Origin of the sequence: Nocardia sp. CA-107356, assembly GCF_050946365.1 — a bacterium.
Classification (GTDB): domain Bacteria; phylum Actinomycetota; class Actinomycetes; order Mycobacteriales; family Mycobacteriaceae; genus Nocardia.
Genome location: NZ_CP191992.1, coordinates 9,193,425 through 9,208,118, shown reverse-complemented (window position 1 = coordinate 9,208,118; position 14,694 = coordinate 9,193,425). Strand labels below are relative to the sequence as shown.

Genomic DNA, 14,694 nt, shown 5'->3' with positions numbered 1-14,694 from the left:
GAGGAGGTTCGAGATGAGTGAAGGCTTCCGGGCGACCCCGTCCGGGTTGAACAAACCGTCGGCGGACCTGGCCGAGGTCGCCATCAAAATCCAGGCGATCGTATCGCGGCTGGACGCGGTGAATACTCAGAGCTGGGGCAGTTGGGGGACCAACGGTCGCGGGCCGGAATTCGCCGGCGGCGAAAATGGTTACGAGGCGTCCCACGACAATCTTCTCGCCGTATTGAATGCGCAAATCGAGACGCTGCAGAACTATTCACAGGGTGTGACCGATGCCGGTGGCGCCCTCACCGACACCGATGATGCGGGTCGCGACGACTTCGAGAGCATCTGACGCGAATATCACGAGTTCGAGCCGAGTGCCGGATTGTCGGGTACGCGGTCAGCTAGGAGGGGTTCGATGGCGGGCGACATTTCGATCGGGCAATTCACCGATCTCATGGAGTCGATGCGAGCGGGCGTCGAATCGATCGCGCGGGCACAGGAGAAACGTGCCCTGCTGACGGCGACAGGTTACGCGGCAGGCAAACGCGTCGCTGTCGTCGTCAACGCGGACAACGTGGTCATCCAGACCCGATTCACCGATGACATAGGGGATTTGACCTACGCGGAACTGGCCGCCGCCATTACCGCCGCCGGACAGGCCGCCGCGGTCCAGATCCAGCGTCTGACAAATGCGATGGTCGAGGAGATGCGCGCACAGACCGCGCGGCTGCCGAAGCTGTCCGAGTTCGTCCCCGGACTACCCGATCTGCGCGAGATATTGCCCGCCCGGCCCGAGGTGTCGACCGCGCCGCCGTCCGCGCGCACCACGCCGTCCGCCGAGGATGCGGACCCGCCCATGGTGTTCACCGATGTCATGCCGTGGGATCACACCCGTTCCCCCGGGGGACAGTCGGGTGTGTCCGAGTCGGGCTGGTGAATTCGGGGTGGGGTGCGATGACGTACCGCTAGCGACTGCTTGCAGGTCGCTCGAAAGGGTCGGCTAGATGTTCATCGACATCACTCCGCTGTGGAGTTGGATTCCGGGCTGGATTCTCAGTGCCCTCAATTTCGGCATGACGTATCCCAACGGCCAAGTGACCCCTATGCACGATCTCGGCGAGGTCTGGAAATGGGCCGACGGTGAAATGCGAAAGCTCGAGGCGGAGCTGAAGGCCGCCACCGAGGCAGCGCTGAAACATTACGAGGGCGGCGAGGGCTCCGCCGCGATGAAGCAGGAGTTCGACAAGCAGTTCACCGGTGACAATTCGGTGCCGAATGTGGCCTCGGCGCTCGGCAATCTCGGTGACTACACCCACGAGGGGATGAAGGCGCTCTACCAGGACCAGATGTGGTCGGCGCTGTTCGCCGGCATGACGACCTATTCGGTATTCGCGTTGATCGCCGAGTTCTGGCCCTTCGGTATGGGAGCCGCGTCAGTGGAACTGGTGCTGTCGCGGGAGGCTCTCGCCGTGGCCGAGCGGGAAGCCGCCGAACTGGCAGCCGAGGAAGCGGCGAAGGCTGGTCTGCGGAATGGCCTGAAGCCCTACCTGAAGAAAATCGGCCTGCAGATGGACAAGTGGGCCGGGGACTCGCTCGCCCGCAAGGCCGCCGTCGGCGGCGTCCGGCTGGCCGGAGCCGGGGCGAAGGCGGCCACGCACGGCGCTATGGCCGATATCGGAATCCAGTTCATCTCCGATCCCGGCGGCCCCATCGACTGGGGTCATGTCGGAACCAGCGCCCTGACCTGGGGCGCGGGCGGGATGGCCGGTCGCGCCGCCGGACTCGGTGTATCCAAGGGGCTCGGCAACGCCGTGAAATCGGATCTGGGCCAGCGGATGGCAGCGAGCGCCAATCCGGTGGCCAGGGTAGCGGTTTCGCCGAGAACGATGGGTATTGCCAGCGGTTTGGTCAGCGGTGCCGCCGGCGCCGTCGGTATGTACGGCGCGATGACCGCGGTCGACCCCAATGCGAAGTTCAGTGGACAGATGCTTGCGGCCGGGTTCGGCATGGGTGCACTCGGCGGGGCACGGATGGGCAGTGCGGCAGCGGTCGGCGCGACGGGCACGACCGCACATGGTGACGGTCATGTGGCCAAGCCTGCGGTGGTGACCCCGGAGACCAGCGCGGAAGGTAAGAAACTCTTTCGCGATGTGAATCGGGTAACGCATCCCGACAACTACCAGCAGCCGGGCTCACCGCGGGACCTCGCCGAGGACATCACCAAGAGAGCCACACAGATAAAGGCCGAGGCGAATGTCGGTGACCGGGCCGACCAGTACAGCGACAAGCATGTCGCCGAGCTGCGGGACCTGCACCAGCAGGGCGTCCAACTGGCGAGCAGTAACGCGACCACTGGCCACGGTGGCAGTACCAGCGGCACCTCCGCCGAAGGTGCTACCAGGACAGCAGGTTCGGGTACGCCATCGGCCGGCGCCAATGTGCCGGAAAGTGGTGCCCGTACCGCGGATTCGGGTGCCCGAGTGGCCGCGTCCACGGGTGACGGCAGCAGCGCCCGACCGGCTCCGGCGCCGGAAAGGCCTACCGTACAGGGACAATCCGAGCGCGGTGTCGGACAGCGCGGTGCCACCGATTCCGGCGGTGCGGGCAAGTCCCGTGCCGGGATCGCCGGCTCCGATAACAGAGTCGGCGGTGATACGAATCTCGCTGCCGAGCAGCAGGACAAACCCGCACCGACGAGTCGGGCCGAAGGCGAGGCGGAAGCTCGGGTTCCGGAGCAGCGGGCACCCGAAGCATCCGGAGACGATTCGCGTGCTCGTCCGGTAACGGTGGACGAGCAGAGCGAGCCCGAACCGCGCGTACCGGAGCAGCGTCGCCCCGATGTGCCGGTCGACAATTCGCCCGCACGGCCGGTCGACGCCGCAGAGCCGAGCGCTCCCGAGGCCGAGTCCGGTGTTTCGGAGCGCCGCGGTGACGATGCGGCCCTTGCTGATTCGGGGCCGCGTCCACCCGACGATCCGGCGCTGCGCCAGGTCGACCTCGAACCGCGCGAGTCCGGTCACGCCGCTACCGAATCCGCCGTCGTCCCCACCGAATCGACAGATTCCGACGGCTCCCACGCCTACGCCGAAGACCGCCCACCGCAGCCAGCGCAGGCGCATCCCACACCCGAGTCGTTCCGAGTGCCCGAACAGCGCACAGCACCGGAATCACCGGTGAACAACTGTGTGCCAGAGGCCTTCCGCCATCTCGAGCAGGCGCAGGGCCGTCCCGTGGCCGAGGGGCCGGCGCCGCAGCAGCGGAATCTGGCCGGGGTACCGCTACACGAGGTGCAGCGCGCGATTCCGCACGGCAAATTCGAGGGGTTCGCTCCGGACCGCTCCTCGTCGGGTCACGCCCAGATCGTCGATGCGACGATGCGGGCGGGCAAGGGGGCGAGCGCACTGGTCGCGGAGCAGCGCGCCGAGGTCAATGCGGGCGGTGCGCAGGGCCATGTCTACACACTGACCTACAAGGGGGACAACCACTTCGAGGTCAACGGCAAGCATGCGGCCCATGTCGAAACCGATGCGCAGGGGCGGGAGTGGTTCGTCGCGGCGGATGCGAACGGTAAACCATTGCCGGGGCACCAGCCGCAGTCGCTGGCGGAGTTGGCGGGCGGCGCGACGCGCGCGGATGCGGTGATCGCCGAGGCCGTCATCATCCGCGCGGGTGAGGTGGTCAGTGGTCTCGGTAACCCGAATGCGGTGCGCTTGGCGCCGGAACTGATGATGGGCGCCACGACCGAGCCGCGCCCCGAGGTACGTTCGCTGCACGCCGAATATCGCCATGCGTTCACCGAGGAGGCACGCGCACGTGCCGAGTCGACTCGGGTGCGCGCGCAGGCTCAACAGGCGCGCGAGGCCGGTCGGCACGGTCGGGCCATAGAACTCGACGAGCAGGTGCGACGGCTGGATGACCGAGCCGATGCGGCCGGGACGCAGGCAGATCTGTTGCGCGCCAGGGTGGTCGGGTCCGAGCAGGCCAAGCTCGCCGAGCAACAGCAGGCGGTGCAGACACAGATCCGCGAACTGAAAGAGCAGCTGACGGCTGCCATCGGTGACCCGGAACAGGTGCGGCAGTTCAGTACCGATCTCGAGCTGATCGACCGCGTCGACGTCGCCACACAGGAGCGCAACCGGGTGGATGGCGCCCAGCGCGAACTACGCAACCAGATGGAGCCCATCCAGGAGCAGTTGGAGTCCGGCCGGACCGCCGTGCGGGAACTGGAGGCGCAAGTCCGGACCGCAGAAGCACCGGGCACGGCCTTGACCCCAGTGGAACGCGGCGAACTCGCCCGAGCGACCGGCCCCGCACTGGCCCGTGCCCAAGCCACGATCGATTGGCTGCAGGGCATCTACGGCGAACTCGAGCAGCGGCACGGGGAACTTGTCCAGCAGCACGACGCCCTGACCGGCGAGATGGAAGCGGCAACGCAGGCGCGCGATCGGGTGGCCGCCACATTCGACGTACGAGATCCCCGACAGCTGCATCCGTCCTATCGCGGAGTGCCCTCGCCCGGTACGGAATTGGTGCACTCGCTGCGCGATGCGGTGGACCGGTCGGTGCGGGCCCAGGATGCGGCGGCGCGGTTGGCCGACCGTCAGCTGGGGCTGCGGGCACTCGACGAGATGGGGCTGCTCCCGATTTCCGATCGCGTCGGCATCGCGCCCGCGGCCGAGCCGTCCACGGCCTTCCCGGACCAGCGCATCGTGGTGGTCGGAACCGATACCTCGCCCGCTGGCTACCGGCAGGCCCTGCAGGCCACGTTGCGGCCCGGTACGGATCTGGAACTGGTACTGCGCCTTGCCGAGTCGGACAAACTGCCGCTACAGGTGGAGTTCGTGCGCGTCGAGGTGGCGGAGCAGGGCGCGACGGGGCAGGCACTGGCATCGACCGCACCGACGGCGCTGGAGAAGTCGGGTGTGTGGCCGGAGCCGAGGAAGCATGCGCGGCCGTGGGAGAAGACGAAGTGGACCGAGCCGCAACCGCCGTTCCTGTTCAAGGTGTCGATGGTTCCGGTATTCGACAAAATCATGGCGCCCTTCCACCATTTCGAGCCGGGGGAGGTGCCCGCATTCCTCTTCCCGCAGAACCTGCCGTTCTCGAAGACGATCTACGACGTGCCCGAGGGCGTCCATGCCTTCCAGTCCGACGTGGGCATGAACCTGTTCCACCTGCGCATCCTCAGTCTCGGCATCCTCGATCGGATTCCGAACCATCCGTGGGTTCGCCAGTTCGTGCAGAATCGCCCGTGGATCGGCAAGGTGATCTTGGGCGTCACCACATGGCTGCCCGCAAATACCGCGCACGGTCGGTCCGTACACGTGCCGCTATCGGTGGATTTTGTGAACAGGCATCCGCGGATCGCCTTCGCGTTGGGCGGTGTCGAGCAGTGGATCCCCAGTGTCCGCAACGGCCGGTGGATTCATCTGGTGCCGATGATCCGGGGTACCCGTACGCATGCGTGGTTCGATGACGCGCGGCCCGATCCGGCGCCGCTGCACCGCGCCGACCTGGCGCGGCCATCGTTCAGTCCGGAGGCGCAACATCTCGATGGCGGCGTCACACGTCCGTACACCGGCGAGAGTGTGGAGATCCCCGGGTCGCTCGCGCAGCGCTGGCATGCGAATGAACAAGCGCGCGAGCGGATTCAGGAATGGACCGAGGGCGAGTACGACCGATTCGAGCGCAACCGGGTCGAGGCGGACGATAGCCTCGTCCATCGGATCGCGGACCAGGCCGCCGAACACCCCGACCGGTATTCCGGCGGTGATCGGAAACGATGGGTACGCGGAAAGAGCAACGAGTGGGTCCGGGATCCGGATGGTGCACTGTTGCCGAGACATTCCGACGGTTCGACATGGTTGCGTGATGCGCAGGGCAATGTCCGGCCGCACGCGGAGATCGTGACGAACCTGCAGCGCGCCCGGGACCATCTGATGCGCAATTCGGAGCTGAACCGGATTCCCGACGTCGCCGAATTGTGGAACCGATTGATCGACGGAAACCCGCTGCGGGAGGATGTGATCGGCCTCGAGGCCGCAGTGGTCGAGGCAGACCATCTGGCAACCCGTCCCGAAGCGACCGGGCAGCAGGCACATCAGGCGGCGAAGCGGGCCGGATACGACTGGGACAGCAACCGTCCACACCTGACCGGCGATCGGGCCGAGCGCACCCTCCCTGCGAAACTGACCGGTCGCCGCCCCCTCAGCGTCGGAGCCACCACCGAGCTCGACCCGTACGCTCCGGATCCGATGCGTACCCGCAGGTTCGGCACGACCCTGTACTACGGTCGGCATTTCGGCGACTTCGGACAGGTGCGCGGGCAGCTCGGCGACATCATGCACGGCTGGCCCGCGGCCAAGATCGCCCGGGCGCAGGCCGAGGTGGTCGAGCTCACCTACGAGGCGACCAGGTCGCATCGTGGTGACCACGGGTTGGCGCGCGGCGGCGTGCATGTTTCGGGGCAGGTGACCGGTGCGCCCGGTCGGCAGCGGCTGGTGGTCGAGGTCGAATCCGACGGTGACGGACGACAAGTCGGCGTCCGGCGCTACACCCTCGAGGAGTCCGACGGCAGCACGCAGCGGGCCCTGCCAGCGGTGCCGACCGGTGCGATCGCCGCGGGTTCGGCGGCGGCGCTCGCGGGTTCGGCGGTGAACAATTGTGTGCCGATGTCCCTGGGGCAGGTCAATGCGGATCAGCACCGCGATGACGGTGGGGATGTCGTGGATGTGCCCGACCATCCGGCAGACGATCCGGCGGGTATGCCGGTGCAGGAGGTCCAGCCGTATTTGCGTGGGGCCGAACTGGAAGGCTTTGCCGCCGACGCGAATTCGACCGGGCACGGGCGGCTGGCCGAGGGGTTGATCCACACCGAAGGTGCTGGCGAGGGAGCGACGGCCTGGGTGCTCGACCAGCGCACGACGGTGGACGAGCACGGTGTCGGCGCGCATTCGTACGCGGTGACCTATGTCCGCGATAACGGCGATGGCACACACCTTTTCCAGGTCGATGGCGTCGAGGTCACCTATACCGGGCTCGATGCCGATGGCCGGGAATGGTTCGTTACGGCCGATGGCGATCGGGTGTCGCTGGCCGAGTTGACCAATGGCTCGCGTGCGGAAACCGCGGCCACCTGGGCCGCGGTGTGGCACGACGGACATGTCGTGGAGAACGTCGGCGACCGTGGCGCGCCAGCGCCGCAGGGGAGCCTGCGCGTCGGCTCGTCGGATGAGCACGGCGCCGGGCGCGGGCCCGAGGAGCCGACCGCGCACAGTCCACCCACGGCATCGCGCGAGGGCGCCTCGACCGGAGAATCGGAGTCGTCAACGCGACGCGCCGAAATCCAGCAGTCGCGGGACGACTTCCGTGATGCGTTCGCCGCCGAGTCGCGCGCGCGCAACGAGGCGACGCGGTTGCAGGCGGCGGCCGACTCGGCACGCACCGCCGGTGACCCGCAACGGGCACAAGAATTGCAGGACCGGGCCGGCGGGCTGCAAGATCGGGCGGATCAACTGCACAGCCGGGCAAACGGCTTGCGGGTCAAGGGTATTCGGCTCGAGCTCACTGAACTCGCCGATGCGCGCGAGGCCGTGCAGGAGCAGATTCGGCAACTGGAGAACCAACTGACCGACGCGCTCGGTAGTTCGGACGAGGTGCGCGAGTTCCAACGCGATGTCGAACGACTCGACTTGCTCGACGGTGCGATACAGGATCGGGACCGTTCGGTCGCGGCCGCACAACAGGTGCGGGATTTCCTTCAAGTTGCCGAGGAGCAGCGCGATAAGGGCCGCGATGCCGTGCGAGAACTGTCGGCGGCCCTGCGCGAGCTCGAATCCGGGCAGCCGGGGACCGAAGTCGTTCCCGCGGACCAGAAGCATGTGCAGAGTGCCGAAAAGGCGCTCGTGCGTGCACAATTCGAACTCGATCGGCTCGATGACGCACACGCCGAACTGACCCGCCGCCACCAGGAGTTGCTCGATCGCCATCCGGCGCTGGTCGAGGCCGTCGACAACGCGACGAACGCACGCCAGCGGCTCGCCGACCGATTCGGGGTGGCTGATCCGGCGCAGTTGAGCCCCAGCTATCGCGAGCCGTCATCGAGTAGTGCGCCGGCATTCCTCGCCCTGCGCGACACACTCGGCGAGGTGAACCGGGCCGGTACCGAACTGGCTCGGCTCGCCGAACAGCGTGCGCACCTGCTCGCTCTCAATTCCCTCGAGCTGCTCCCGATTTCGGATCGCGTCGGCGTGGTGCCCGCGACGCGGCCGTCCGCCCTGTTCCCGTACGAACGCATTGTCGTGCTCGGAACGGGTACCGCACCCGCCGAGTACCGGCAGGCGCTGCAGCGGGCCCTGCCGCCCGGTACGGACTCGAATCTGGTTCTCGGGCTGGCGAAGTCGGAGAAACTGCCGCTGGAGGTGCGGTTCGTCCGGCTCGTGGTCGACGAGCACGGACGATTCCAGGAGGTCCAGCAGCTGCCTTCGACGGATGCGGGCGCGGTCGAGAAGTCCGGTGGTAAGGCCAGGTATCCGGGGAAGTGGACCGATCCGCAGCCGCCGTTCCTGTTCAAGGTGTCGATGGTTCCGGTATTCGACGAACTCATGGCGCCCTTCCACGATTTCGCGCCGGGGGAATATCCGGAGTTCATATTCCCGCAGAACCTGCCGTTCTCGAAGACCGTCTTCTTCGTACCGGAAGGTGTGGATGCGTGGCAGTCGCCAGTGGGCATGGACCTGTTCCACGCGCGGATTCTGAGCCTCGGCATTCTCGACCGGATTCCGAACCATCCGTGGGTCCAGAACCTTATCCAGAATCGCCCCTGGATCGGCCGCGCGATATTGAGCGCCACCAAATGGTTGCCCGCCGATACCGCGCACGGCAAGTCGGTCCAGGTGCCGTTGTCGGCCGATTTCGTGCGGCGGCATCCGCGCATCGCGTTCGCGTTGGATGGTGTCACGAAGTGGATTCCGGCGGTGCGTGGCGGGCGGTGGATCCATCTCGTTCCGATGATCAGGGGCACCCGCACCCACGCATGGTTCGACGATGCGCAACCTGATCCGCAGCGCTTGCATCGCGCCGAGATCGCGACCCCGCCGCGTGGCACGGCCTCCGGACATCTCGACGGCAGCGTGCAGCGCCCCTACACCGGCGAAAGTGTGGAGATCGCCGACTCGCTCAGGGCGCGCTGGCAGTCGAATGAGCAAGCACGCGAACGGATTCAGGAATGGACCCAGGGCGAATACGACCGGTTCGAGCGCAATCGTGTCGATGAGGGCGACAGCTTTGTCCATCGGATCGCCGAGCAGGCCGCCCGACATCCCGATCGCTATTCCGGCGGTGATCCGAAGCGGTGGGTGCGTGGCACGAGTAAGGAATGGGTGCGGGATCCGAATGGCTCGCTGCTACCGCGTCATTCCGACGGTTCGACCTGGTTGCGTGATGCCGGGGGCAATGTGCGGCCGGAACCGGAGATCATCGCGAATCTGAGATCGGTCCGCGACCATTTGATGCGGAATTCGGAGTTGAACCGGATCGGCGACGTCGCCGAAATGTGGAACCGGCTGATCGACGGGAAACCGTCGCGGGAGGACATAGTCGGGTTCGAGGCGGCACTGACCGAAGCCCAGCACCTGGCCAGCCATCCCGAGGCCACCTCGGAGCAGGCCCATCAGGTGGCGAAGAAGGCCGGATACGACTGGGATGCGAACCGTCCACAGCTGACCGGAGATCGAGCCGGACGCAGCCTGTGGGGCAAGCTGACCGGCCGCCGCCCGCTCACCGTCGGTTTCACGCCCGAACTGAATCCGCACACACCCGACGCCGCGCTGACCCGTCGCTTCGGGACAACCCTGTACTACGGCCGCCAAGGCCACTCCCACGTCACCGGTCAACTCGGCGAGATCATGCACGGCTGGCCGGAAGGCAAGATCGCCGAGGCGCAAACCGAAGTCCGGCGACTGACCAAGCAGGCGACACAATCCCACACCGGCGACCACGGTCTGGCCCGCGGCGGCGTCCACGTCTCGGCGAAGGTCACCGGCGGTCCGGGCCACCAGACCCTCGATGTCACCATCGAAAGCGATGGCGACGGCCTGCTACCAACCGTCCGCTACCGCCTCGACCAGGGCGACACTGCTATCGAGCCCGGGCCCGGCGGCGGACGTTCCGTCCTGCCGGAACCGCCGAAGGGGCCGCTACCCGAACCGCCCGCCCCGCCCGCGCAATTGCCGGAGTCGTTCTCGGCTCCGGAGTTGCCCGAGCCCCCCGCAGCCTCCCAGCTGCCTGACCTACCCCTGGCTGAAGAGGTCCCCGAACCGCCCAGCGCGGCGACCGGGGAACCCCCGGCCGCGGGTGCATCCGTATCCGAGCGGGCTGCCGAACAACCCGAACCGACGGTCGCCCCCGATGAGTCCAGTTCCGTAGGTGCACAGGCGCATTCGGCGGTAGCGCCACATCCGAATTCGGCCGGGACCGGACATCCGGCGCAGCCCGCGGTGAACAACTGCGTCCCGGAGTCGCTGGGGCAGGTCAATGCGGATCAGCGGGGCAGCGTGGTGAGCGTGCCCGATCCGCAGCCGGGCAATCCGAGCGGACGGTCCATAGACGAGATCCGCCCCCATCTGAACGGGGCGGAGCTCGAAGGATTCCGCACCGACGCCGCGGCCACCGGACATGGGCGCATCGCCGAAGGTCTGATCCACGCCGAGGGCGCCGGTCCGGGCTCGACGGCGTGGGTGCTGGAACAACGTGCCACCGTCGACGAACACGGCGTCGGCGCGCATGCCTACACCCTGACCTACGTGGGCGACAATGGTGACGGCACTTGGGCTTTCACCCTCGACGGCGTCGAAGTCACCTACCACGGCCTGGACGCACATGGCCGGGAATCGTTCTCCGATCCGGATGGCCGCCGAGTGTCGCTGCCGGAGCTGGCCGGTGGTTCCCGAGCCGAGGCCGTCGACACCTGGGCCGCGGTATGGCATGACCGACAGGTCGTCGAAAATGTCGGTGACCGCACCGCGACGCCACCAGCAGGCCGCCTGCGGGTCGGCCAGACCACGCCCGGCGAGGAATCCGGTCACAACCCCGACCGACCCGCGGCGCACGATCCCCCCGAGGTACGCGATACCGAATCGGGACACCGCTCGGAGTTGGTCGCGCACGCCGCGGGCGAGACCGCACCCGATGCGGCCGCGCGGGTGGAAGCCGCGGCCGGATCATGGGATTGGCTCGGTGACCAGTTGCCCGACTGGCCCGCCGATAAGATCGACGACGCCGGGCTCGAGCTTGCCGACCTCGTCGAGCGGGAATTGGAAAATCCGGACGGCGAAGTCCGTATCGTGCTGGCGGAGACCGGCGTCCCCGGTGATCGAGAGCTGCACGCGACGGTCGGCGATTCGAGCTTCACATTGACCGAATCGAACCGCATGCCGCCCTGGCTCGCCGATGGGATCGAGCCGATACGCCATGTCCGCGTGCATGTTCCGGGCGAGATCGCGATCGCTGTGGACTCGCGCAAGATCCCGCAGCTCGCCAAGGCCCTCGCCGCTTTCCACCACCTCGGTTCGCCGCCGGAGGTGGCGCAGGACAATATCGATCACGGCCTGCGCCATCGTGCCCGGATCAATCGCGGGCGGCTGCACGGCTTCCAAACCAATATCGAGGGCGAGTTCATCGAGTGCCGATTCGGCGACGAAACGGTCGAACTCACCGTCTATCCGCTGTGGGATCAGGATTTCCGAACCGGCTGGCGCGAGCTCGAACGGGCCGGACAGCATGGCCGGACGGTGCCGATCGAGCGATTCGCCGACGTAATCGTCGCCGACCTGCGCGAACGTCACGCCAATTGGTCTGAGACGCCACCGGATACGGCGGTCGCCGAAGAAGCGCCGACGACCTCGCAGTGGCCGGATGCCGCGCACGCCGAGTCGAGCACCGAGCTGACCGACGCCCTGACCCGAACCGCGACGGACAGCCCGACGGTGGAACGTACGGTGCTCGGTGAGCCCGGCAGCCGACGCGAGCTGGTCGAGGTGACCGATCAGAGTCGGGATCTGCCGGTGCGAGACGAGTCGGATGCGCGGACCGAATCGGGCCGGGTCACTGAATTGCTCGACGAGAAGTCCGGAAGCTGGGGCTTCCGATTGCACACCGATGGGACGAGAACGAGGTGGTTCGAACTCTTCGAGTCGGCCGGATCGCATGATGCGCAGCCAACTCCCGAGCCGACGGTGGACCTGACCTTCCCGCGAGGTGCCGTCGAAGAGCGGGTGGGCGACGCGCGTCGTGCCGTGGTCGACGTGCTCACCGATTGGCCTGAAGAAAAACGCGAGGGCGTGCGACTGCTGGTGTCGGAGTTGGTGACCAACGTGGCCAGGTACGCGCCGGAAGGCCGTGCGCGCATGCGGATCTGGCTGGACGATACGCACCTGCGGGTGGCCGTCGACGATGCCAGCCGAGAGCTGCCGAAGCGGCAGGAGGAGAGCGACTTCGGGACCTTCGATGTCGACGCATCGGAGATCGATCTGGATGCGTGGGAATCGGGTGCGCTGGAGGTCGGCACGCACGGACGCGGCCTCGGGCTGCTGGACGAAACGGCCTCCATATGGGGCGTCGACGTGCGGCGAGACGGGAAGACCGTGTGGTTCGAAGTCGACAGTCCGCTGTCCGACGTTGCGGCAACCGATGCCACCGTGGTCGCCGCTGCAGGCTCCGACGAGCCGGGAACCGCAACGGAAACCGCGGATCTCGAGGACGGCGAGTCGACCCGGTTCACAGTCGACGCCTCCGCAGGCGAGGAGCCCGGGCTGCTCGCGAACTTCCTTTCCGAACCCGAATTGCACACCGCCGAGATCATCGGTCACGACCCGACCGCTTCGCTGCTGCTCGAAGAGCGCGCGGCGCTGCTGACCGATAAAACCGCTGACGTGCGGATACGCGAGGCCACCAACGGCAGGACGGCGGCACGCCGCGCCCTGCGGAGTCTCGGTATCCCGGAGACGCCGATCCTGCGCGGCCCCAAGGGGGAACCGCTGTGGCCCGCGGGTGTCGTCGGCGCCATCACGCACAAGGAGGGCTACTACGCCGCGGTGGTTGCGGATGCGGCGCACGTCCGGTCGATCGGCATCGATGCCGAGGACAACGGCCCGATGTTCGAAGGGGCGATGCGCATCGCGGCCCGACCGGAGGAGCAGGCGTGGCTGGCCGAGATCGGCCAGCGCGACGGTGTGCACTGGGATCGAGTGTTGTTCTCCGCCAAGGAGAGTGTCTACAAGGCGTGGTACCAGCTGACCGGCCGCTCGAAGATCGGCTTCCGCGACGCACTGCTCACCTTCGACGTCGCCGCGGGCACATTCCACGCCCAGCTCCTCGTCGACGGCACGACCCTGTCCGGTCCGCCGGTGACCGAGATGTCGGGCCGTTTCATCGTGCGCGGCGACCGAATCCTCACCGCTGCAACGGTTCCGCACGAAGACGGACATCGCCCCGAACCCCGGCAGCGCCAACTTCCCGCACAGCGCAGACCGGCACGGGAGACAGCAACCGCGGCGGATCCGACCAGACACGAGGCGCGACCCGATCGGTCGGGCGACGGAGTTCCGGAGCGGAGCGGCTGGGTTCCGGAGCAGGGCGGCGGGGCATCGGCGCGGGGCGGCGGAGTTCCGGAGCGAGCGGGCGGGGTTCCGGAGCAAGACAGCAGGGTGCCGGGGCAATATCCCCGAAGCAGCGCGGAACCCGAGATCGGCCGCACCGATGCCGAACTCATCGCCGCCGTCCGCACCGGTGAAACCGCCGCCTACGGAGACCTTTTCGAACGCCACGCAGCTGCGGCGCGCGCCCAGGCCCGCCGTCTGGTCCGCTCCCCGGCCGACGTCGACGACGTGGTGTCCGAATCGTTCACCAAGGTATTGGACGTAATACGCAAGGGCGGCGGCCCCGACAAGTCGTTCCGCGCCTACCTGCTGACCACGATGCGCAACACCGTGCACCGCGGTCCGGCCCACTCCGACAACCGGTTGGTCTTCACCGACGATATGACCCAGGTCGACCCGGGTGTGCCCTTCGTCGACACCGCGGTGAGGCAGTTGGAGCAGTCGATGGTGGCCAAGGCATTCGACACATTGCAAGAGCGCTGGCGAACCGCGCTGTGGCAGACCGAGGTCGAGGGCATCCAGGCGGGCGAGGCGGCGCCGGCGTTCGGTCTCACACCGAATGCCTTCAGCCAGTTGTCCTCTCGGGCTCGCGAGGCACTACGGCAGGCATACCTGCAGATGCACATCAGCGAGGCACCCAGCGAATCCTGCCGACCGACGGTCGAACGACTCGGCACCTGGGCTCGCAACGGGTTGGCCAAACGAGCCGACGCCCAAGTCCGAGCCCATCTCGAAGACTGCGCGCACTGCCGCGATATCGCCGTCCAGATCATCGAGGTGAACAGCATGCTCGGCGGCCGAAGCCGAACTCTGCCCACCGGCCCGACCGGTGACGGCTCAACCGATCACCGCCTCCCGGACCAATCGGAGGGCACATGACCCCAATTCTTTACCGCCCCTTAGGGCGATCGACTTCCGATCGGTCACCGCCGCCGAGCGCGCGAGTTACGCTGCGCCACAGTGGGCATAGACGTCGAGATTTCGTCAAGGACCGGCCTGCGAATCGGTGGGTCGAGATAGCCTGCGGCGTTGATGTCGATGCCGAAGAGCACAA

3 protein-coding genes are annotated in these 14,694 nt (G+C 67.3%); all 3 read left to right on the top strand.

From position 1 onward, the window contains the following. Window positions 1–13 precede the first annotated feature (13 nt). Window positions 14–334, top strand: coding sequence for a hypothetical protein (locus ACQP1G_RS41650; protein WP_433195530.1), 321 nt, complete (start codon window positions 14–16; stop codon window positions 332–334). Window positions 335–439: 105 nt separating this feature from the next. Then, complete coding sequence (locus tag ACQP1G_RS41645) at window positions 440–922, top strand: YbaB/EbfC family nucleoid-associated protein (protein ID WP_433209286.1); 483 nt, start codon at window positions 440–442, stop codon at window positions 920–922. Window positions 923–989: 67 nt separating this feature from the next. After that, on the top strand, window positions 990–14,519 hold the full coding sequence (locus ACQP1G_RS41640) for a sigma-70 family RNA polymerase sigma factor (RefSeq protein ID WP_433195528.1): 13,530 nt from the start codon (window positions 990–992) through the stop codon (window positions 14,517–14,519). The last annotated feature ends 175 nt before the right edge of the window (window positions 14,520–14,694 follow it).